Source organism: Shewanella sp. SW1, from assembly GCF_025653545.1.
In the GTDB taxonomy this organism is placed as follows: domain Bacteria; phylum Pseudomonadota; class Gammaproteobacteria; order Enterobacterales; family Shewanellaceae; genus Shewanella; species Shewanella oncorhynchi.
The window spans coordinates 22,086-44,992 of the sequence record NZ_JAKKSG010000007.1 but is presented as its reverse complement, the minus strand read 5'-3'; the positions used below and the strand labels follow the sequence as shown (position 1 = coordinate 44,992).

The following is a 22,907-nucleotide window of genomic DNA, read 5'->3' as shown; positions in this document are numbered from 1 at the left end:
GATGACACCGGATCAACAGTTTGCCCGTTTAGTAAAATTTGCCATGTTTGGCTTTGTGATGGTTTTTGGCTATTTCATGCTGGCCGACACTATGATGCCATTGACGCCTCAAGCCATGGCGACCCGTGTAGTGACGAAAGTGACACCGCAGATCAGTGGTAAAATCCAGACCATAGCCGTGACCAATAACCAAGCGGTTGCCAAGGACGATTTGTTGTTTCAAGTCGATCCCGCGCCTTATGAGTTAGCGGTATCGCAAGCTAAATTGGCCTTAGAGCAAGCCCGTCAAGATAATGCTGAGTTAGATGCCTCGCTACTAGCCGCTAAGGCCGAGGTCAATGCCAATAAAACCACCTCACAACAAAAACGCAGCGAGGCTAAACGTCTCGATGCCCTGTATGCCATCCATGGCGTATCGCAGCAGCAAAAGGAGTTAGCCGATAGCGATGCCGCAGCTGCTGAAGCCAATTTGCTTGCCGCCAATGCGCGTTTAGAAAAACTCAAAGTGAGTCGTGGCAGTTATGGCGAAGAGAATCTTAAAGTGCGTCAGGCGCAAAACCATTTAGCCCAAGCCGAGCTTAATCTGTCTTATACCCAAATACGTGCCGATCAAGATGGGATAGTGACTAACTTACAGTTAGAAGTCGGTAGTTTTGCGACCGTGGGGCAACCTCTGTTGGCCGTGGTATCGGATAAAGTGGATATTATTGCCGATTTTCGCGAGAAGAGTCTGCGTGGCGTGAATGCTTCTTCGACCGCTTTGATTGCGTTCGATGGCGAACCTGGGCGTTTATATCGGGCGACGGTGAGCAGTGTCGATGCGGGCGTGAGTGCAGGGCAATTCGATGCTAATGGCCGTTTAGCCGCGCCACAGGAATCGGACCGTTGGGTACGTGATGCTCAAAGATTGAGATTACATCTAGTGTTAGATGGTATGGCAATGAACAGCTTACCTGCGGGTGCGCGCGCGACCGTGCAACTGCTGCCCGAGAATAGCCTTTTTAGCTTGCTCGCTAAGGTGCAGATTAAAGCAATCAGCTTGCTGCACTATATTTACTAGCCTATTTACTAGAATGTTTACTAGCGTATTTGCCAGCATATTTATCGGCATATCCATCAGTACTTATCTGTGTTGACGAGCACGAGTGACTCGCGGTGGTTTGTATTTGCCACGAGTCGCTTGAGTGAACGCTTCAAAGCAACATAAGTGTGAACGCAGCATAAGCCAGCTAAACATCCTCATTTAATGTATCGATAGAACAAGGCGACGAGCATGTTACTACGCCATAGCCCATTGACGGCCAACGATTTACGCCAGTGTTTACGGATTGCGACTGGCGCGACCTTAGGTTTTACCCTGTGTAAAATTTTTGGTTGGAGCAATGGAGTCTTTTTCACTGTGACACCTATGCTACTACTCGGATTAGTGCCAGTGATGAATGGTCATGCTATGCGCCAATTATTGGCTTCATCTGCCATGGCTGGGTTAGAGGTTGGGTTACTCGGCGGTTTCTTTGGCAGCCATCCCGGCATGATGACTCCCATCGTTTTCCTATTATTTTTATACCGCTTTGCGGCCATGTCCCGCGGCAGTTTGTTTCTCTTTGGTGCCAACGGTGTGCTGAGTCTCAGTATCATGCTGCACTTTGCTAGCTATCCAGGCGTTGACTTAAACGACTTAGTTTTCAGTAACTTTTGGGCAACAGCCCTTTCAGTTGTTATCGCCTACGCTATGACGGCACTCTGGCCCGATGTTGAACCAAGAGTGGCTTACAAATCTGGGCCTAAGGCGCCGCATCGAATGCGCCACGAAGCCTTGCTCGGCGCGACCATAGCGACGGCATCGTTTCTGGTGTTCCAAATATTTGATCTGCGGGATTCGATGTCGGCTCAAGCGACCACTCTTTTGCTATTGTTTCCCATGCATTGGAATGGCGCACTCGACTATGCCCGTAAGCGCGCCATAGGCACCCTGTTGGGGGTGTCGTTTGGGATACTCGTGCAGTTGCTGCTCTATGATTGGTCAGGGCTATTGATGTTAGTTGTCCCCTTGTTGTGGATCGGACTGATGATTTTTAGCCAAGCCCATGTGCGCGAGGCGAATGGCTCTGGCGTGGGTTTTGGTGCTATGACCACGTTAGGGATTTTGTTTGGGCAGTATTTGACCCCAGGTAACGACTTAATCTTCAGTGCCTTATACCGAGTGAGCAGTATTTTAATCGCTATCGTTGGCACGTTACTTTTATGCTATTTGATACATAAGTTATTGAATCGTTTCGAATCGACGCGATTTGGTTATTGAGCAGGCCATTAAGTCTTGAAGGCTTGCAGCTTAACCTTGTACAGAGTAAGGTAAATTTATCCCGTTTGAATTGAACAATAAGTGACTCTTAATGAATGTTAAGGCTCATTTATTGGCTGTTTTAAAAATGAGCGGCTGATTTTAAAATGGGTTTAGTGTGTGAGCACAAACATAAATAACAATAACCCCTATGCTTTAGAGCTTAATTCTCTTCAAGGATAGAACATGAAGATTAAAACATTAGTCATAGGCTTAACGCTATGTAGCGGCTATGCCGCTGCCGCCGAGCCTTCTGACAAACAATCGATGAACGTTATGCCACAAGCTGCACAGTTATGTGTGTCTTGCCATGGGGCAGCGGGTGAGGGTATTGAACCACTCGGCCCTCGATTAGCGGGATTATCTAAAGAATATATCTCGATACAATTGCAGCATTTCCAAGCGGGCGTTCGCCAAAATGCGACCATGATGCCGATGGCAATGACGCTCCAAGGTGACGGTATTGAGCAAGTGTCGAGCTATTTTTCAGCTAAGCCTGCCAATGACGTCAAGCCTGTTATCCGCGGTGAACAAGTTGTTTTTAATGACGATACTGCTCGTTTAGCCTATCAAGGTGATTGGTCCCGTGGTTTACCAGCCTGCGTGACCTGCCATGGTCCTTCTGCATTAGGTGGCGGCTTATTTCCTCGCTTAGCAGGTCAACAGGCGAGTTATATCAAAACGCAATTATTAGCATGGCAGTCGGGAACACGTAAAGGTGATGTCGATGGCATGATGGGGAGCGTCGCGAATAAGCTCACCGTCGCCGAGATTGATGCGTTAGCCAACTACTTTGCGAATTTAAAATAAGGAGCCGGCCATGAAATATTCCGCAATGTTATTACTGGCCGCGATGGGGTCGTTAACCGTTCAGGCGCAAGCTGAAACTGAGCCAGTACAAGAACGCCCAGATAAGCAAGCTCCGCTGCCTTCTTTCCCTAAGGTAGCAGATCAAACCTATCTTACCCCTAGACCTTTGAGTGCGATTCCCGAAGGCGCCTTTGGTGATAAAGTGCGTTTAGGTTATCAACTGTTTGTGAATACCCAACAGCTGCGTGATAAGTATGTGGGTAATGAGCTTAACTGTACCAATTGCCATATGGATGCAGGCCGTAAAGCCAATGCATCACCCCTCTGGGGCGCGTATTTTGCTTATCCGGCGTATCGTAAAAAAGACAATAAAGTCAGTAGCTTTGAAGAACGCATCCAAGGCTGTTTTAACTATTCGATGAATGGTAAAGCCCCCGCATCAGGTAGCCCTGAGTTAGTGGCGCTTTCTGCCTACGCCTATTGGTTAGGCATGGGCGGCTTGATGGATGAGGCTAATATCAGTGGCCCTGTTCCTGAGATCAGTGATGCTGAGTTAGTCAAAGGTGCCAAGCGGGATGACTTCCCACTACCAGAGGCATTAGCTAAGGCGATGACAGTTGAGCAACGTGCTAACTTGCCGGGTCGAGCTTATCCTGAGATCCCAAAACCCGAACAAGCCTATTCACCTGAACGAGGTAAAGCTGTGTATGTCGCCCATTGCCAAACTTGTCATGGTGTTGATGGGCAAGGTCAAGCCATTGCTGGTGTGTATGCACTGCCGCCGCTGTGGGGATCTCAAAGTTATAACTGGGGAGCGGGAATGCACAGGGTCAATACTGCCGCATTTTTCATTTATGAAAACATGCCCTTTGGTAAGAGCATGCAGCTGACGAACCAACAGGCTTGGGATGTTGCCGCTTACATCAACTCCCACGAGCGTCCGCAGGACCCACGTAGCAAAGGTGATGTAAAGCAAGCGCAGGATAAATACCATAATGACAGCGATTACTATGGTCTCGCTGTTGATGGCAAAGTGTTAGGCACTGAGTCCTATCCGATTTTTCCTAAGAAGTCATAGCCCAAAGCGTTAGGCCAGTTTTGAGATGAGTTTGAGTTAGTTATAAATCTAGACCTATTTTCATGAACCCAAAAGCCAGTAGAGGTTATCTTTACTGGTTTTTTAATGGGTCAAATATGTGTTGGTTAATTGTACTGAGTCATCTGGGATTTACGTTGTAGGGGTCTTCGTGTTTGCAGGTATCAACGTATAGATGAGTCATGGCATTCGCTCGTCGACTCGCAGCCAGTCCATCCGTGGATGCTCGACCGCCCCGTCCATGGGGCGGACGGTCGCCTCGAAAATCACCATGACTCGCCTTTCGAGCATTTGCGTAACCTGTTGGTTTAAAATACAGAGAATTTAGCCATGGGTGGCTCATTAAACTATCTTGAGTGGGCAAAATATATCGGGGTGGGTTAACACTTCCTGTGTTTCATAATAAACTGATTTGCAAGTTTTTTAACCAGGTTAAACAAAGGTTTGTTACACCTTGCTGTATTTCTTTATTGATAGAAAATATCAACTGATTTGGAAAGTATTGAACCCTAATTTTTGGTGGATAACTATCTTTTCAGTTATCGTATGTAGCACGTCAAATTTATTAACAAGAGTTGACCTTGAATCCATTCAACCTACCAAAAGAAAGTTTTAACGCTAGACGAGATATACTGCTCTCTAGTTTGGAAAGTGTTATTACAGAGACATCTAACTATATCTATAATGACTATCCAAACCTCGAAAAGCTTGAGCAAGCTGAGTCATTTTGTACGCATGAGTTAATGGAAGCTCCTACGGCAAGAGTCGATCACTTAGAAAAAGTAAGCATTTTCCCGTGGGTTGAAGCGGTACAGGAGTTGGATAGTTGTTTGACGGTGATCTTTCAGGGCAACTACAAAAATGCTTTTGATTCTTTAAGGAGAGCTTTAGAACTCGTAGTAGCGGGCAGTTTTTTTGTCTTGGATAGTACTGAGTCAGAAAAGGCAAAAAAGTGGATGCATTCGGTTTCAGATAACGGTACACCAAATTTTAAGCGTGCGTTAAGTGCACTAAAAAAGGCAACTCCGCAGTATGACCAAGATAATGACGAGTCATGGACAGACGTTTTATTAGAGCATTATTGGGATATCTGTAATGTCATTCATGTAAACGGCTTGGAAAATAGCTTCAACATCATATCTCCAAGGTTTCGGCATATAAATGGAATGGGCGTCCCGCAATTTGATAAGAAAGCATGTAGCCAGAGTCTTTCTTACTACCTGAAAACAGTTGAATTAATAGCCCTTACGGTTGCATTAAGCAATCCTGTACTTTTAGTAGGTTTTGACATGGAGCGTAAATTTGGCATTAATCCACCAATGTCGGGGTTTTATAGTCCAGTCCAAGCTGAAAATTTAGCCTGCTTGATACCAGATAATTTTCAGAAGCTTATAGCTAGAATAAAAGAAACAGATACAAATATCAGATCAATACAGCATTGGTATGACTCTCTGCCTGATATCACTGAAGAAGAATTAAACGCTCAATTTGAAAGACAGGATGAATTCTTTAAAGAATTCAAAAAGTCATAAAATTAACGTGATTTCAACTCGCCTTCCGTATTCACCGTGTGCGCATCTGTGAACCCTACTGCTATAACGCAGGAATGCGGTTCACTGAGCCAAATAAATACATCCAAATATCATTTAAGTTAGATAACTTGATGAGCACAAACTATTGAACAACAAAACAGGACACCCAATTTTAAAAAATGGAAAAGACACAAATCTCTGGGATTCACAGACAACACTAAAACTACAGAAGTTCACCATCCCCTGCGAAGTTGCCGCGGGGCGTTGGAATAAATTGCGTGAGTCCGGTCATGGATGACCGGCTAGCTTTCGCAGGTGCAGGGACGCATCCTTCGGAAGCGATAGCAATTTGTCCATAAGACCGAGGCCTGTCTCTAATGCATGTAACTTCGCTAGGGGGCGGCAAGGGAGATCCAAGAGGGAATTGCTGTTGATCCCCTCTTGGTCGGGTGTGGGTTGAAGACCCACGACTTTGACTTATCTCGGCCGTAAGGCCGCAATCAATATAGCATTGTGCTAAACAGCACCAATATTAGCCTGAGGGGTGAAGCCCCACGACTTTTTAACTAAAGCATTCAAACGTAGTTTGGAAAGTTTTAAAGTCTCACTTTGGTGCCAATCAACTAAGTTTGAGTTGCAAAAATCTATTATGATCTCCGCGCTATAACAACTTATCTTGCTATAAGGATTACCGTGTCTCAGCCATTGGAAGAACCTAAGTTAGAAACTGCACAAATTTGCCCTTTGTGCCAAGGCGCGAATCAATGTGCTGTGATTTTAGGTAAGGGTATTGAGGATTGTTGGTGCGCTCTGCAAACATTTCCACCTTTGGCCGCCTTGCAAGCGCAAGCATCAGATTCGCCGCTAGGGGTCATCAACCATATTTTACCGTCTGCCGATGCGTGTATTTGCCAAGCTTGTTTAATCCAACTTAAGCAGGGGTTAAGTCTGGGGCAGATCGCAGAGCAGGATGAAAAAAGCCCATCGAGTGTGAGCGACGGGCTAGGTTATGAGGTGAAATAGCGGGCTATTAGTTTATGGTGTAATCCATTTGCACGCTAGTTTGTGCTTCCACGGCTATACCATTTTCAAACTTGGGTGCGTAACGCCATTTATTTAAGGTTTCAATACTCTCTTTTTCAAATAAAGCACCACCCTTAGAGGCTAAAATTTCAGGATTTTTCACGAACCCATGTTCATCGACAGTAAATTTAAGCTGAACCCAGCCACTTTTACGTTGCTTAGCATAGGACATTGGATAGTCTGGTACGATACGGAAAATAGGTTGTTGTTCCTGTGCGTCGGCCCAAGGACGCATTTTGCCGATAGCAATACAGTGGGCGGTGGACTCGTCACGCTTTCCTTGGCGCTCATAGAGTTCGACTAAATAAGCGTGGGCACTTAAGGCATAGGGATGGCTAAAGTTAAGGGCTTCAAACTGCTTCACGACTTCTAAAAGCAATGGCATCGCCTTGTCATCATGCTTTTCTGCATACTCAACTGCACCCACCACATAGGTTGCCTTGACTCTGTCTATGGCGTTCTCTGGTAAAATCTCTTTATAAATATCATAGGCATCGAAGGCATAGCGTCTTACGCTTTTGGTGTATAGCTCTGTATTTGATAAGCGGTTGAAGGCGGCCATTTTTACATCGGCGAGCAGTTTCTTTTTATCGGATTTCTCAGCAATTGCGATAGCAGTAAGCAAATCATTTTTCGCATCTTTGGCTTCAACGGCGGTTTGTGCAGTCCCCAGTAAGGGGTCGATAAGCTCAAGCGCTTCTTTGCCATAATGAACTTTATAGTTTGCAAGAGCGAGCTGATACAACTCATTTGCCTTCGCCGTTTTTGGCAGATTCTTTTCTGCAAATGGGTAAGGGGCGACTTGCTTTTCTATCGCGCTGGCCCAGTTCATGGCGAGATTCGCTAAGTCGACACTGTCTTTGGCATATTGGGCTTCGCCGAGTAGATAAGCGGTTTTTGCGCTTGCTTCAATATTTGCAGCATCGCCTTTTTCTACGGCGGCTTGATAGTCACTATAGGCTTTGGCAAAGCTATTTTCTGAGGCATGCACGCTAAGAGAAGTGCCTAAAGTGAGGGCAAGAAGACAGGCGATTGGCAGCGTTTTTCCGTGCGACATTCTATATATCCTTATTATTGATGAATTTAGATGATACATAGGTGTACATTTTGAGGCAAGTTAGTTTGGCTTTTGTTAATGATGCTTGTGGGGAATGCAGATAACTGAGCTCTGAGAACTGAGATTGAAAATAAGCGAGCCCAGCTGAAACTGAGTTCGCTTATTTATCAGTGTTTTGTCGTTTTACTCGCCGCAATCACTTAGTAGTGAAAGTCACGGCGAACTGTCCAAGCGCGCCGTATTCAAATTTGCAGACCTGTGCCAATGGCAGATCAAGGACGCCAGCGTAAGAGCCTGTGATCACATATTGCCCTTGAGTTAAGCCAATACCTTGGGCGGATAAAAAGTTAACTAACCAGTAGAGTCCCGCCTTAGGGAAACCGTTAGGATGAATGGCGGATTTTTGCAGTGTGTCGCTTTGCTGGTGCTCGTCATTGGCAATATCAACGCTGAGTTCAAAACAGCTGGTTTCTAAACCTTCTTGCGGATTAAGCACTGGCCCTAACAACAGTCCTTGATTGACTAAGCCATCGGCGAGGGCATCAAAATGCGTCGCTTCACTGGGTGTGTGGTAGCGGCTTTTGATCAATTCCAAGGCTAAGCGTGTGTGGCCTAAGGCCTCGTCGATTTCAGCCTCTGTGTAAGGCGTGCTTCTTGGCGGTAAATCGCGAGCAATCTCGAAGGCGAGTTCGGGTTCGACTCGGGCCAGGCCTTTAGTCGATGGATAGAGCGGGCAAGTGGTCGATTGTTGATACACATCATCTTGATAAATAGGCGCTACGACGGTTTTTTCCGCCGTAGGTAATAGGCATTTCCACGCCGCGATAGGATTGTTATCGCTTGCCTTAAATATTTCTGCTACGGCTTGTTGAATAGCGAAGGCCTGTTCGAAGCTGGTTGGCCTTAGTTCTGGGATCAGTACATCGCCGCTCGTGCCTGCTGCGCGGCGCTCGGCTAATTCTTTGGCTGCGGTATTAATATGCGTTTTAACTTGTTCGATTGTGGCGGTAGATAACATTAACTTTCCTATTTAAAGCGTTAGCTTAAAAAGAAGTGGCCTAGAGAGTGTGTGGCAGAAGCCATTTTTATGGGCCAAATATACTCGGTTATTGGCAACGCGGGAAATGCCAATGTTGGCTTTCGAGGTAAATCTGCTGCCGTTGAATCAAGAGTGCGGCCAATATTCCAATTATCGTAAGATGCTGAAACTTGCCTCATATAAGTGTCAGCTAAAGTATCCAAGCTAACGCGAATGTTTCCATGATGATCCGCTAGATATTGTGTTAGCTCAGTGCCAGAATGGCTGTCCATTTTGCGGTTTCTACTGGACTCCTTCGTGAATCTTAGCCATAACGCCCCTCAGGCAAATAATCATGCTCAACTCGGGCTCCTGTTCATCTCAGTTGCGGTTTTATTTTGGGGCATGTTACCGATAGCATTAAAGCTCTCTGCGGCCTTTATTGATCCCGTAACTCTTACTTGGTTTCGTTTTCTGGTCGCGCTTTTAGTCAGCATAGTGATCCAATGGAGCGCAGGTAGTCTTAAGCAATTTGCAGCACTCGATGCCAAAGTTTGGTTAAGGTTAGTGCTTGCTGGCATCTTCTTGATGCTCAATTATGTGTCTTTTGTTTACTCACTCGATTACCTCGCACCCGGCGCCGCCCAACTTAATTTCCAGACTTCACCCTTTTTCCTCGCGTTTGGTGGTGTGTTGTTTTTTAAGGAACGGCTTAATGCAGTGCAACTCAGCTGTTTTGCAACCTTAGCTTTAGGTATGTTGATGTTTTTCCATCCTAATTTAAATTTTTCAGGGGCTAATAATCATCAGGTTTGGATTGGGGTGATGATCATCCAGTTCTCAGCACTGTCGTGGACTAGCTATGCCTTATTGCAAAAATCCTTACTGAATCGTTTGTCGCCCGCGAACGTGCTCTTAGTGATCTATGGCTTAGGTATTTTCGTAATGGCTCCCTTTAGCGACTTTAGTCAGTTTGTCCGTATGGACAGCTTCGATTGGCAGATAGCACTGTTTTGCGCCGCCAATACCTTGATCGCCTATGGCTGTTTTGGCCAGTCGATGAAGTATTGGCCGACGGCGCAGGTCAGTGCCATGTTGGCCCTAACGCCAGTATTTAGCTTTAGTGCCACGGCGTTAGTGGTGAGTCTTGGCTGGTGGCCAGAAGTATTTCGCGCTGATGAATTAGATGGTTTATCTCTGCTGGGGATTGGCGTGATTATTGTCTCTGTGATGGTGGTGCAATTGCTGCCTATGTACCGTAATCGTCAGGCGAAGCGTTTGCAGGCTGTCTAACGCAGACATTTTATCTATGGGAAAGGCCAGTGATCACTAGACTCAGCGAGTTAAAACTTCAGGATATCCGTGGCGTCATCTTCGATCTCGACGGCACCTTAGCGCATTCTAATCCCGATTTTGCTGGGCTGCGGCGGGAGTTGGGGATTCATTCTGGTACGGATATCTTGGCCCATGTCGAGAGTCTGAGTACGGGTGAAGCACGGGCTAAGGCGTTAGATATTGTCCATGAGTACGAAAGACAAAGTTCACTCAAGGCCAGTTGGATTGATGGCGCGAGGGAGCTTATCGAATGCCTACGGGCCAAGTCACTGCCCTTGGCTATTCTGACTCGCAATATGCCAGAAGCGGCGCAAATCACTATCGATAAACTCGGCATAGATATCGCACTGGTATTAACGCGCTATGATGCTGAGCCTAAGCCGCATCCCGAAGGTATTCATCTTATTTGCCAGCAGTGGCAACTCGCGCCCGCAGATATCTTGTATGTGGGCGATTATCTGTTTGATCTGCAAACTGCGCGCAATGCTGGTAGTCACTGTGCCCTCTATTGTCCTGAAACTATTCCCGATTATGCCCACAACGCTGATATGCTCGTTACTTGCTACCATAGCTTTATTGAAGCATGGACAGTTGGCGACTAGGCATTTTTTGGGGCCGTGACTGCATCTTGCTTATCTTGTTTCAGTCCCAAGCGCACGCTATCTAATAAGGCAATTAGCCAGCAGAGGATAAATCCATACATCAGCTTGTCCGCACCATCACGAATGGTTGCCGTGGTTTGCTTGGTCACTTCGGCTGTAATCACGCCTATATCTAGCGGTAAAACACCAGTTTGAATATCAAGTGAGATAAGCTGTGCTACTTGCATGACTTGTTGCAGCATCAGGCCAAGACTCAGTATTGCCAGCACAAAAAACACTAGGGCGCTGCGTTTATGTTGCAGATAGAAATGGCCGCTGCCGGGGGCGACGAAGGCGGATAATAGTCCAGCGGTAAGGGCTTTTTTCATGGGAGTCGATTACTTATACCATTAAACTCTTTGGAGATTAGACACTAAGCTTTATCTTTGCTAAAGGCAAACTAAGACAAAATCAAGACAACAAAAAAGGAGCCTAGGCTCCTTTTTTAGTCTCTAGCTTAAGCTAGATTAGTCTTCACGTGGTTTACGTGGCTTACGCTCACCGGCAGGTTTGTCTGCACGTGGTTTGCGGTCAGCAAATGGCTTGTCACCAGTAGACGCAGCGCGAGGCTTACGATCACCCGCTGGGCGGTCACCTGTTGGACGATCGCCACGTGGTTTACGGTCACCGGCAGGACGGTCTGAACGAGCACTGCGGCCTGAATCAACAAATACTTGATCGCCAGCTTCGCGGATGTTCAATGGCTTGCCACAAACACGTACTTTACGTAGGTGCTGTAACACGTCTTTTGGCATGCCGTCTGGCAGGTCAACAGTGGTCACTGCATCGTAAAGTTGGATTGCGCCAATGTAACGGCTGTCGATGTTAGCTTCGTTTGCGATAGCGCCAACGATGTTACCCACACCTACACCATTCTCACGACCTACGTCGATCACGTAACGGCACATTTTTAAATCTGGGTTGTCTTTCAACGCTTCAGCTGAGCCTAAGCTTGCTGGCATTGGACGCGGTTCGCGACTTCTGCGTTCACCACGCTCACCACCACGGTCATTACGATCACTTCCGCGGTCGCTACGTTCAGTGCGCTCACTGCGTTCATCACGAACACGTTCTTGAATGGCTGGCAATTGCAAAGGACGTTCTTGCTGAACTTGCTGTAATAATGCAGCGGCTAGCAGATCGGTATCGACTTCTAACTGTTGGCATAATTGAGCAACAGCTTCTTTCATGAAATCTAAATCGCCGTTGATTGTTTCAGCCAATTGCTCACCTAAGCGAGACAGACGACGTTCTGCAACTGTCTCAGGGCTTGGGATTTTCATCGGTGAAATGCGGCTGTTAGTTGAACGTTCGATAGTGCGCAGCATGCGCATTTCACGGCTAGTCACAAACAGGATCGCCATACCAGTACGGCCAGCACGGCCTGTACGGCCAATACGGTGTACATAAGCTTCGGCATCATACGGAATATCGTAGTTCACAACGTGACCGATACGCTCAACGTCAAGACCACGGGCCGCAACGTCAGTCGCGATCAGAATGTCTAACTTGCCACGTTTCAGTTGGTCAACTGCACGCTCACGGGCTTGCTGATTCATGTCACCGTGTAGTGGTGATGAAGCATAACCGCGGGCTTCTAACTTCTCAGCTAACTCAACACATGAGTTACGAGTACGGACGAATATGATCACACCTTCAGTGTTTTCAACTTCTAATACACGTACTAAGGCTTCAAGTTTGTTGTGTTGTGATACTTGTACGAAACGCTGTTCGATTGACTCAACCGTCGTTTGGCTTGATTCGATACGAACATGTACAGGATTACGTAAGTGCTGGTTAGCAACACGCTTAATTTGCTCTGGCATAGTGGCAGAGAATAGTGCCAGTTGGCGTTCGCTTGGCGTGTGCTCAAGGATCCATTCGATATCATCGATGAAGCCCATTTTTAACATTTCATCGGCTTCATCGAGCACTAAGGCTTGTAATGAATCGAGTTTCAAGGTGCCGCGACGCATATGGTCCATAACACGACCTGGCGTACCAACGATAACTTGTGGGCCGCGTTTCAGGGCATTCAACTGTTGTTGCATGCTTTGGCCGCCGTAAATTGGAAGAACGTGGAAATTCTTCATAAATTTGGCATAGCTACTGAACGCTTCAGCAACCTGCACGGCTAATTCACGTGTTGGTGCTAATACTAAAATTTGCGGTGTAGTTTGGCTGGTAACTTTGTTTAATAGTGGTAACGCGAAGGCGCCAGTTTTACCTGTACCTGTTTGCGCTTGACCTAAAATATCTTTGCCAGCCATAAGTGGATCGATACTGGCTGATTGGATTGGCGTTGGTTTTTCATAACCTAGCTCGTCAAGAGCACGCAACAAATTCTCGGATAGGCCGAGTTCACGGAAAGTTCTTTCATCGGATGACATTGGGTTGTAGCCTTGTGGATGCGCGCGCGAAATGGCGCTAAAGTTTCACAGACAGAAAATCAACCCCGTGTCGATTTCCCGCGAACGACGGATTATAGCAGCATGGCGGCCACTTTACCAATCAGAGTCACGCGATTTAACCTGTTTTCTGCATTTTTTTCGCTAAAACTGAGCAAGAAACGCGCCACTTCCCATTAATTCTTTAAATATTCAACATTTAATTGAAGTAACTCGAATGCTGACTCTGTCACTGCCGCAAGAAAAGTGATGTCGATTGTCGCGACGGTATCCTCAGGGGTGTGATATTGGGGATGGGTCGGCACGCCAAAATACAGCCAAGGGATATTGGCTTTGTGGAAGGGATAATGATCCGATGCCCGCAGCCAGTCGGTACTTTGTATGCTACGGCCAACGGGTTTTGGGTGCGTGAGCTTAATGCACAGTCGGTTCTGTTGATTCAGTAGGGGTTTAAATTGATTGAACTGAGTGAAGTTTCGACTGCCTTCAAGGTAAATTCCATAGGGCCTGCCGGGGTGACTTACCATGTCGAGGTTAATCATTAATTCAAATGTCGCCTCTGGCAGGCGGGTTTTGAGTTGTTCGACCAAGGCGATGCTGCCATAGAGTCCCGGTTCTTCGGCATCGGTTGCCACAAACATGAGGTTTATCTTAGGCAAGGTATTGGGTTGCAGGGCAAATTGCTGCTGCCAATGTTTGGCAATTGCCAGCATAGCAGCGACGCCGGAGGCGTTATCATCGGCGCCGTGGTAAATCTTGCTGCCGCTCATGCCTAAGTGATCATAGTGGGCAACGATAATGCGCCATCGATTCGTCGGCTCTTTCGCCATCGCGGTGGCGACCATATTGGCGCCGGTTTCTTGGGTGAAGAAGGTTTGGTATTCAAAGGGCACGATAAAGTCCGCTCCCCAAGGCTGTAAACCTAGCCCCTGAAATTGCTGCTTTATATAGTCACGACTTTTTGCCGCACCTTGGGTTTGGGTTTTGCGGCCTTCAAATTCATCTGAGCTTAATCTTGTGACTGCCGCTTGTAACTCTGTGGGCTCGGCCCAAGTGAGTTTTAGCTCAGTGCGTGCACAGGTTTCGGCTGAGTTAACGCAGCCAGTGAGGGTCGTTGCAACAACGCAGGCCAGTGCTAATAAGCCAAGTCTTTGGGATTGATGTCTTATAAGGTGCGTGATCTTGAACTTGGCGAGCAGCTGACCGATACGACTGTGGTTGAATAGAGTCGATGCGCTTAGGTTTATGTCGCTTAGGTTTTTACTTAAAAGTGATTGATACTGCCTCGGTAATATAAGGTGAGTCACTGGGGACTGAGTGCTATCACGCATGGACATTCCTTATCGCTGAAGCCTTCGCCAGAAGATGAATATCATCTTTGCCTAAATCCGATTCTAATTCAATGAGATCTATATGTATGCGATAGCTTAAGCATATTGGATTGCTGAGCGAAAAAAAGCGCAGTGCTTAGGGCGACTGCGCTTCTATTATTCAGACCAACGGCGGCGTGAACCGAATGTTAAGCCTTAGCTTTATTGGCCTTTGCCAGCTCGATATCCCGTTTTAGCAGTGGCTTTAAGAAGCGTGCCGTGTGGGAGGTTGGATGCTCGGCGACTTCTTCCGGCGTGCCTGTGGCTAAAATCATACCGCCACCACAGCCACCTTCTGGGCCTAAGTCGATAATCCAGTCTGCGGTTTTGATCACATCCAGATTATGCTCAATCACCACAATCGTGTTGCCGTGGGATTTAAGACGATGCAATACGTCGAGCAGCAATTGGATATCGGCAAAATGTAAGCCCGTGGTCGGTTCATCCAAGATATACAAGGTTTGGCCCGTGTCACGCTTAGACAGCTCTTTGGCAAGTTTCACCCTTTGGGCTTCGCCGCCCGAAAGTGTGGTTGCACTTTGGCCGAGACGCACATAGGACAAACCTACATCCATCAAGGTTTGTAGCTTACGGGCAATGGCAGGTACGGCATCGAAGAACTGACGCGCATCTTCCACTGTCATCTGTAGTACTTCGTGAATATTCTTGCCTTTATAGCGTACTTCTAAGGTTTCGCGGTTGTAGCGCTTACCTTTACAAGAATCACAGGGCACATACACATCGGGTAGGAAGTGCATTTCGACCTTGATCAAGCCGTCGCCTTGGCAAGCCTCACAGCGTCCACCTTTAACGTTAAAGGAGAAGCGGCCGACTTGATAACCGCGAGTGCGTGACTCTTGGGTTCCGGCAAAAATTTCGCGAATTGGGGTGAAGATGCCGGTATAAGTGGCCGGATTCGAACGCGGTGTGCGACCAATCGGACTTTGGTCGATATCGACCACTTTGTCGCACAGTTCCATCCCTTCGATACGGTCATAGGGTGATGGCTCATCCACCGTCGCCCCGTTGAGCATTCTATGGGCGATTTTGAAGAAGGTATCGTTGATTAAGGTCGATTTACCCGAACCCGATACGCCCGTCACACAAGTGAATAGGCCAATGGGAATGGTTAAATCTACATTACGCAAGTTGTTGCCGCGGGCGCCAAACAATTGAATGACTTGGTTTTTGTCGAAGGGAATGCGCGGCGTATCGATATGAATGCTGCGCTTACCGGAAATATATTGTCCGGTAACTGACTCTTCACAGGCGATGATTTTCTCAATTGGACCGTCACAAATCACTTCGCCGCCGTGTACACCTGCGCCTGGACCAATATCGATCACGTGATCCGCCATACGGATCGCATCTTCGTCATGCTCAACCACAATCACAGTGTTGCCCAAATCCCGCAGGTGGATAAGCGTCTGCAGCAGACGTTCGTTATCCCTTTGATGCAGACCAATTGAGGGTTCGTCGAGCACATACATCACGCCGACGAGCCCGGCGCCAATTTGGCTGGCGAGTCGAATACGTTGGGCTTCACCGCCGGAGAGGGTTTCTGCCGAGCGCGATAGGCTCAAATAATTGAGACCCACGTTGACGAGGAAGCCTAAGCGATCGCGGATTTCCTTTAAAATCTTCTCGGCAATCTGCGCCTTTTGGCCGCTAAATTCGACTTTCTCGAAGTAGTCCAAGGCTTCGCCAATCGACCAAGTGGTGAGTTGTGGCAGGTTGATATCACCTAAAAACACGTTACGTGCTTCTTCGCGTAAGCGCGAGCCACCACAGCTTTGACAAGCTTGGGTATTGATAAACTTGGCTAACTCGTCACGTACCGAGTTACTTTCGGTTTCGCGATAGCGCCTGTCCATGTTGTTTAGAATGCCTTCGAAGGGGTGATTACGCACCACCACATCACCGCGGTCATTAATGTATTTAAAGGCAATACTTTCTTTACCTGAGCCGTAAAGTACGATTTTGCGGACTTTTTCGCTAAGCTGCTCGTAGGGCACTTCGACATCGAACTTATAGTGTTCGGCGAGTGAGCTAAGCATTTGGAAATAGTAGAAGTTGCGTCTATCCCAGCCGCGAATCGCACCGCCCGCCAGTGAAAGCTCGGTATTGGTGATCACGCGCTCAGGATCGAAAAATTGTTGTACCCCTAAACCATCACAGGTTTGGCACGCGCCAGCGGGATTGTTAAAGGAGAAGATCCTTGGCTCTAATTCCGCCATCGAATAACCGCAGTGCGGGCAGGCAAAGTTGGCCGAGAAGATCAGTTCTTCGCCTTTGGATTTACCAGTACCCGTGTCGTCTTCCATGCTGGCAACGGTCGCTATGCCGCCGGAGAGTTCCAGCGCGGTTTCAAAGGATTCCGCTAAGCGTTGTTTGATATCGTCACGCACTTTAAAACGGTCGACGACCACTTCAATCGTGTGTTTAACGTGTAAGTCTAAGGTTGGCGGATCGGTTAAGTCACACACTTCACCGTCGATACGCGCGCGGATATAACCCTGCGCCGATAGACCTTCGAGCAATTTAACGTGTTCACCCTTACGGGCGTTGACCACAGGTGCGAGCAGCATCAAGCGGCTGTCTTGGGGCATTTCCAACACTTTATCCACCATCTGGCTGACGGTTTGTGCCGCCAAGGGTTGATTGTGTGTCGGACAACGCGGCTCACCCACGCGTGCAAACATCAAGCGCAGGTAATCGTAAATTTCGGTAATCGTGCCCACGGTCGAACGTGGGTTATGGGAGGTGGATTTTTGCTCTATGGATATCGCCGGGCTTAAGCCTTCGATATGGTCCACATCGGGCTTTTCCATTAAACTTAAAAATTGGCGAGCATAGGCAGATAGGGACTCGACATAACGTCGCTGGCCCTCGGCATATAAAGTATCGAAAGCGAGGGAGGATTTGCCAGATCCCGATAAGCCCGTGATGACAATCAGTTTATCCCTTGGGATAGTCAGGTTGATATTCTTGAGATTGTGGGTGCGTGCGCCGCGTATTTCAATCTTATCCATCTATCGCTCTAATGCCATATGCTTAAAAAAATGAGCACAAGTATCGCACAGTTCCGCCGCTGAGTTTAGTTGATTCTGTGATCTGCACCAATCCTAGGGCTGGCACTGGCTTTAAGTCGGCCTGCTTTGCGGGATGTTGTGGATGGAATGGATTAACTAAGATTAATACTGTTGTTGCGCACTGACTCACAGGACAATTGTGAACACTATGTTAGACTCATTCCCCTGTGCATGAACGTTAAAAATAAAGATGTTAACTCTGACACAGTCAATATAGGTCCGTGATAAACGGGATAAAAGCTAAGTGTATAGTCAGTGGTTTAGGCCACTATTTCCTTTTGAGCAAATCCTTTTGGGTGTGGTAACATGCGCCCCTTAAAAGACTTCAATCCAGGGCAAAATCATGGGTAACAACGGACTTTCGGGTACTGAGAAAAAAGTCGCGTTTTCTTTAGCCAGTGTATTTGGTTTGCGCATGATGGGCTTGTTTATGATCATGCCCGTCTTTGCACTTTATGGTCAGCATCTCGAAGGCTTTTCGCCTCTGTGGGTGGGTATTGCTATCGGCGCTTATGGCCTGACTCAAGCCGTGCTGCAAATCCCCATGGGGATTTTATCTGACAAATATGGTCGCAAGCCGATTATTCTCGGTGGCTTAGTGTTGTTTGCTATTGGTAGTGTTATCGCTGCTAACGCAGATACGATTTATGGCGTTGTCTTTGGTCGAGCTGTACAGGGTATGGGCGCGATTGCCGCTGCCGTGCTGGCGCTTGCCGCGGATTTAACCCGCGACGAGCAGCGCACTAAGGTGATGGCGATTATTGGCATGTGTATCGGGTTATCTTTTGCCCTGTCTTTGCTAATGGGGCCTATCGTAGCGCAACATCTTGGGTTGACTGGATTGTTTTGGTTAACGGCGGTATTTGCTATTGTCGGTATGCTGTTGATCCAGTTTTTAGTGCCTAATCCCATCACTCAGGCGCCGAAGGGAGACACTCTCGCAACGCCCGCTAAGCTCAAACGTATGTTCCTCGAGCCGCAATTATTTAGGCTTAACGCTGGGATTTTTATCCTGCATTTAGTGCTCACCGCAGTATTTGTGGCACTACCGCTGGATCTGGTGGATGCGGGTCTAGTGAAAGAAAAACATTGGATGCTGTATTTCCCTGCTTTTGTGGGCGCATTTATTTTGATGGTGCCGTTAATCATCATCGGAGTTAAGCGCAAAAATACTAAGGCGATGTTCCAAATTGCCCTCGTGATCATGATAGTGTCATTGCTGGCGATGGCCGCATTTGCGAGCAATCTTTGGGTATTGAGTTTTGCCGTGGTGCTCTTCTTTACAGGGTTTAACTATTTAGAAGCCTCACTGCCAAGTTTGATTGCTAAATTTTGCCCCGTCGGCGAAAAAGGTTCGGCCATGGGCGTGTATTCTACTAGCCAGTTTTTAGGGGCTTTTTGTGGCGGTATGCTCGGTGGCGGTGCTTTCCAGCTCGTGGGCGCAGTCGGGGTATTTGTTGTTGCCGTGATCTTAATGTCTATTTGGTTATTCCTGACATTAGGCATGCAAAATCCTGTGTTGTTAAAGAGTTACACCTTAGAAGCCGAAGTGAAAGACAAGGCGCAAGCGCGCGATATGGCAACCCAGTTATCCCAATTAATGGGCGTTGTTGAAGCCATAGTCGTACTGGACGAGAAAGTAGCTTATCTCAAGGTAGACGAGCATTTCGATTTAAGAGAAGCACGAGCTGTGTTAGGCTCTGCTCAATAATATCTGGTCTGCCGTGTGGTATTTGGGGAAGCTGATTTTCCTCTATGGCAATAAAGATAAACAACATACTGAATTAATAGATTATTTAAAGAATCGCAGGAGATTTCAATGGCCAGTCGTGGTGTTAACAAGGTAATTTTGGTTGGCAATTTGGGACAAGATCCAGAAGTGCGTTATATGCCAAACGGTAATGCAGTCGCAAACATCACAGTAGCGACTAGCGAATCGTGGAAAGACCAACAGGGTCAACAGCAAGAGCGTACTGAATGGCACCGTGTGGTTCTGTTCGGCAAATTAGCTGAAATTACCGGTGAATACCTGCGTAAAGGTTCACAGGTTTACCTTGAAGGTAAACTGCAAACTCGTAAGTGGAAAGACCAAAGTGGTCAAGACCGTTACAGCACTGAAGTGGTTATCGACCAAAGCGGTAGCATGCAAATGTTAGGTAGCCGTGGTCAAGGTGGACAAGCACAAGGCGCGCCAATGGGCGGCGGCATGCCACAAAACGCAGGTTATCAATCTGCACCACAACAAGCCGCGCCTGCGCAAAATCAATATGCGCCAGCGCCTCAAGCAGCACCTGCTTACCAAGCGCCAGCTCAGCAACAATATGCTCCGCCAGCACCTGCCCAGCAGCAAGGTTATGGTCAGCCACAGGCTCAACAACCACAACAAGGTGGTTATGCGCCTAAGCCACAAGCCGCTCCAGCACCAGCTTATCAAGCGCCAGCAGCACCGGCACAGCGTCCAGCGCCACAACCACAGCAAAACTTCACCCCAGATTTGGATGATGGTTGGGATGACGATATTCCGTTCTGATTTGGAACGTATCGAAGCATAAAGACGGTATCGTCTTAAATAAGCAAAGCCACGCGAGTCGTGGCTTTGTTGTTTCTTGTCTTTATGCTTTTAGTTTTTGTGCCGTGAAGCGTGGGTTAGGTCGTTCAACCCTTTACCTCGCTTGTTCACATGATGATACGCTTGAGATAGATACTTAACCTGAGATCAGTTTAACGATCCATAACTGCAATAGCATTAAACTCCCCGTTAGTGAGGTTCGGTTGTGGCTTATTGTCTTTTAATTGATAGGCGATGAGTCCCGCAATCATATTCAGCATAAATCCATGCACGCTGCGGTGTCTGGAGAGCTCTATTTGAGAGATATTTTTTAACTGGTCGTTGATGGTTTCTATGATGAAAAGTCTCGACAGCATCGCTCTATCCCACAACAACATCGCCTTCTCTTTCATATTCTTACGCACGTTTGTCACCAGTGTGACGCCTTTCTCCAGCAAGTACTGAGCTGCTATCAGATTGCAGCACTGGCGACCCCTGCTCACATTATGCCATTTTGGCACAATTGGTACTGGGTAACATCACAGAAAATAAGCCTTGACCTTCTCCCTGTAGCAAGGTAGAGAATTTTAGCTGCCCACTTAGTAAAGGAGATTTACGATGTTAACGTTAAAAATTACCGATATGACCTGCAACCACTGCTTTGGCTTGATCAACCGTGCAATAAAGGAACTGGACGCCGATGCAGTCGTAACAGCAGATCTCACCAGCCGTAGTATCAATGTACAAAGCAGCCAATCGCAAGACGAAATACTCGACGCTCTGGAGGAAATTGGATATCCGGCAAAACCTGAGTCAACCTGTTGCAGTGTAGATAGAAGCAGCAAGTCGCAAAATACCGCCAATTGACAGTGCACCTTAGTGGAGGCTTGAGCTGTGTGCAGTGAAAGTTGCATGTACGGTTCTTAGGAGAGCAGCACCTAGTAACAGAGGTGCTGCTTATCCGCCCATAACGAGTTATAAATGGATATAATTTAAGGACAGAGTAATTGAATTTGTTTCCAAAAATGTAATATCACCGCCAATATAATGGTCAGACTCTGTATACCACTGCATCTGCTCCGGTCTAATTTTATTTCAGCACTTAATTTTGAGACAGTATGATCAATAAATTAATAGGTCTATGTGAGTCTGAATAAATCACATATAGAGTTATCTGCAGGTTGAAGCTGTCTAAATGGTGCTAGAGCAAGGTTATAGCGTTGTTGATGCGGCAATGTCTCTAGGCGTTAGTACTAGTCTGCTTTACAACTGGAAGGAAAAATATCAAGCCCTGCAACAAGGTATCACCTTAGCAGAGTCTGAGCGTAATGAGTTAAAGTTATTGTGTAGATCAAACAAAGAATCACGCATCATCAAACAGCAATCTAACCTATTTCCTATAGCACTGTTATGCCGAGTAATGGTGTGAGTAAGTCAGGCTATTACGATGGGCATAAACGCTCAGCAAGCGTGATAAGTCTTGAAACACAGAAGCAATATCGCCTTGTTCGACAACTATTTAAGTAAAGTCGTGGCAGCATAGGAAATCGTGAAATGGTGAAGAAATTGCGTAAAGAAGGCTACTAGGTTGGTCGCTATCTCGTTCGTAAAATTATTTACCACCTTCGACTCAAAGCAACCTAGCGACGAGATTACAAGGTGACGACATAGCAAAAACACGCTGATGCTGTGGCTAATAACTTGTTAAATATTAACTTTAACATAAAATTCGCTAATTAGATTTGGGCAGGTGACATGGCCTATTTAAAGACAGGTGAGGGCTGGGTGACCGATGCTAACTGTATACCAGCAAGTAATTCGGTAGGTTGCTATCGAGCTATGATATCCGAGTCAGTATGGGGGATGTAGGTGCGTGTTGGGATAATGCCTTCGTTGAGCGTTTCTTTGGTAGCTTAAAACACGATTGGATTTTTAATATTGCTCAATCAACAAGAGATTTTTTGAAGCTAGATGTGACTGCTTAAATGAAATATTAGAACTTGGAGTGACGTCATTTTACTAATGGTGAACTGTCACCTGTAGAGTTCAAAAATTCTCAATTAAAATTGTCTAATATGGGTTGAACAGTACAGTGATCGCTCACAGACAGAAGTAAATCTAAGGCAATGGCACTCATGCGCTAGCACTGATCAAACACCTGAGTGATCACCACGAATTTAATCATAGTATCAGCTCTTCTTCATTTTGATTACTGCTCAGTCTGACATTTAAGACCAGAACATCATTTCCTTATTTCAGCCTGTATCTGCTTAGTTCTAAGCTCTAAGTTTGGGAGCTTACATTCCTCATACCCAAGTAGTCGAACGGTAAAACTCGCCAGTGTTTAATGCTGTTTGCTTGGAACTGCATTCAGGCCATTTCTGCTGTCAGCCCTAACATGAATGCAACCCGTCGGCTAAAGCTGCCAGCAGTAATAACATTTCCAACCGCTCTCGTTTGTAAGTGCAGTGGTCGCAGCAGTCAAGGCCGTATGTCTGGCTTTTTTGTCGAGGAAGTTTTCTTCTATGTGCATGCCTTAATACTTAGCGATTTTCGTCGCTGAACATGATTTTTTC

At 46.8% G+C, this 22,907-nt stretch carries 17 protein-coding genes and 2 pseudogenes; 12 read left to right on the top strand and 7 right to left on the bottom strand.

Features of this window, described 5'->3' with window-relative positions; all coding sequences use genetic code 11:
* Position 1 precedes the first annotated feature (1 nt).
* The 6 genes from L5M71_RS07935 (at position 2) to L5M71_RS07910 (ending at position 6,802) form a co-directional block, all read left to right on the top strand.
* Complete coding sequence (locus L5M71_RS07935; RefSeq protein ID WP_263206840.1) at positions 2-1,060, top strand: HlyD family secretion protein; 1,059 nt, start codon at positions 2-4, stop codon at positions 1,058-1,060.
* A 213-nt stretch (positions 1,061-1,273) separates the two neighbouring features.
* The gene (locus L5M71_RS07930; RefSeq protein ID WP_198573402.1) at positions 1,274-2,302 is read left to right on the top strand and encodes a DUF2955 domain-containing protein; all 1,029 of its coding nucleotides are present in this window, start codon (positions 1,274-1,276) and stop codon (positions 2,300-2,302) included.
* A gap of 225 nt (positions 2,303-2,527) precedes the next feature.
* Entirely contained in the window at positions 2,528-3,151 is a 624-nt protein-coding gene (locus tag L5M71_RS07925) for a c-type cytochrome (protein WP_263167726.1), read from the top strand.
* Positions 3,152-3,161: 10 nt separating this feature from the next.
* The gene (locus L5M71_RS07920; RefSeq protein WP_263206837.1) at positions 3,162-4,229 is read left to right on the top strand and encodes a c-type cytochrome; all 1,068 of its coding nucleotides are present in this window, start codon (positions 3,162-3,164) and stop codon (positions 4,227-4,229) included.
* A 599-nt stretch (positions 4,230-4,828) separates the two neighbouring features.
* Positions 4,829-5,779: a hypothetical protein gene (locus tag L5M71_RS07915; RefSeq protein WP_168825619.1), complete on the top strand. Its 951-nt coding sequence runs from the start codon at positions 4,829-4,831 to the stop codon at positions 5,777-5,779.
* 693 nt (positions 5,780-6,472) lie between these two features.
* Complete coding sequence (locus L5M71_RS07910; RefSeq protein WP_263206835.1) at positions 6,473-6,802, top strand: cysteine-rich CWC family protein; 330 nt, start codon at positions 6,473-6,475, stop codon at positions 6,800-6,802.
* 7 nt (positions 6,803-6,809) lie between these two features.
* Here the strand turns inward: L5M71_RS07910 and L5M71_RS07905 are convergent, their stop codons facing one another.
* Together L5M71_RS07905 and L5M71_RS07900 are read right to left on the bottom strand one after the other, a co-directional pair.
* The gene (locus L5M71_RS07905) at positions 6,810-7,919 is read right to left on the bottom strand and encodes an energy transducer TonB (RefSeq protein WP_263206833.1); all 1,110 of its coding nucleotides are present in this window, start codon (positions 7,917-7,919) and stop codon (positions 6,810-6,812) included.
* 196 nt (positions 7,920-8,115) lie between these two features.
* On the bottom strand, positions 8,116-8,937 hold the full coding sequence (locus L5M71_RS07900) for a hydratase (RefSeq protein ID WP_263206831.1): 822 nt from the start codon (positions 8,935-8,937) through the stop codon (positions 8,116-8,118).
* Between the two features lie 318 nt (positions 8,938-9,255).
* Here L5M71_RS07900 and L5M71_RS07895 point away from each other — a divergent pair, with 318 nt between their 5' ends.
* Both L5M71_RS07895 and L5M71_RS07890 read left to right on the top strand, forming a co-directional pair.
* Positions 9,256-10,230 carry a DMT family transporter gene (locus L5M71_RS07895; RefSeq protein ID WP_113940039.1) on the top strand — a complete coding sequence of 325 codons (975 nt, stop codon included), beginning with the start codon at positions 9,256-9,258 and terminating at the stop codon, positions 10,228-10,230.
* Between the two features lie 29 nt (positions 10,231-10,259).
* Entirely contained in the window at positions 10,260-10,874 is a 615-nt protein-coding gene (locus L5M71_RS07890; protein ID WP_263206829.1) for an HAD family hydrolase, read from the top strand.
* On the opposite strand, the gene L5M71_RS07885 is transcribed toward L5M71_RS07890, so the two are convergent.
* The 4 genes from L5M71_RS07885 to uvrA form a co-directional block, all read right to left on the bottom strand.
* A complete protein-coding gene (locus tag L5M71_RS07885) occupies positions 10,871-11,242 on the bottom strand; it encodes a DUF6677 family protein (RefSeq protein WP_263142103.1) in 372 nt (123 codons plus the stop codon). The two genes, L5M71_RS07890 and L5M71_RS07885, sit on opposite strands and share 4 nt — an antisense overlap.
* 138 nt (positions 11,243-11,380) lie before the next feature.
* Complete coding sequence (locus L5M71_RS07880) at positions 11,381-13,303, bottom strand: DEAD/DEAH box helicase (RefSeq protein WP_011847889.1); 1,923 nt, start codon at positions 13,301-13,303, stop codon at positions 11,381-11,383.
* A gap of 194 nt (positions 13,304-13,497) precedes the next feature.
* Positions 13,498-14,652 carry a M28 family peptidase gene (locus tag L5M71_RS07875; protein ID WP_263206827.1) on the bottom strand — a complete coding sequence of 385 codons (1,155 nt, stop codon included), beginning with the start codon at positions 14,650-14,652 and terminating at the stop codon, positions 13,498-13,500.
* 188 nt (positions 14,653-14,840) lie between these two features.
* Positions 14,841-17,723, bottom strand: a complete 2,883-nt coding sequence (gene uvrA, locus L5M71_RS07870; protein ID WP_263206825.1) for an excinuclease ABC subunit UvrA — start codon at positions 17,721-17,723, stop codon at positions 14,841-14,843.
* 403 nt (positions 17,724-18,126) lie between these two features.
* Between uvrA and L5M71_RS07865 the strand changes: the two genes are divergently transcribed.
* Positions 18,127-19,494 (top strand): MFS transporter, encoded by a 1,368-nt coding sequence (locus L5M71_RS07865; protein ID WP_263206822.1) that lies wholly within the window; start codon positions 18,127-18,129, stop codon positions 19,492-19,494.
* 108 nt (positions 19,495-19,602) lie between these two features.
* Positions 19,603-20,313 carry a single-stranded DNA-binding protein gene (gene ssb / locus L5M71_RS07860; RefSeq protein WP_011790777.1) on the top strand — a complete coding sequence of 237 codons (711 nt, stop codon included), beginning with the start codon at positions 19,603-19,605 and terminating at the stop codon, positions 20,311-20,313.
* Positions 20,314-20,504: 191 nt separating this feature from the next.
* On the opposite strand, the pseudogene L5M71_RS07855 reads toward ssb, so the two are convergent.
* A pseudogene (locus L5M71_RS07855) lies at positions 20,505-20,789 on the bottom strand (transposase); the annotation flags it as partial.
* A 160-nt stretch (positions 20,790-20,949) separates the two neighbouring features.
* Between L5M71_RS07855 and L5M71_RS07850 the strand changes: the two are divergent.
* Together L5M71_RS07850 and L5M71_RS07845 are read left to right on the top strand one after the other, a co-directional pair.
* Entirely contained in the window at positions 20,950-21,198 is a 249-nt protein-coding gene (locus tag L5M71_RS07850) for a heavy-metal-associated domain-containing protein (protein WP_105252492.1), read from the top strand.
* Between the two features lie 328 nt (positions 21,199-21,526).
* Positions 21,527-22,415 (top strand): annotated as a pseudogene (locus L5M71_RS07845) (transposase).
* Positions 22,416-22,907: the final 492 nt, after the last annotated feature.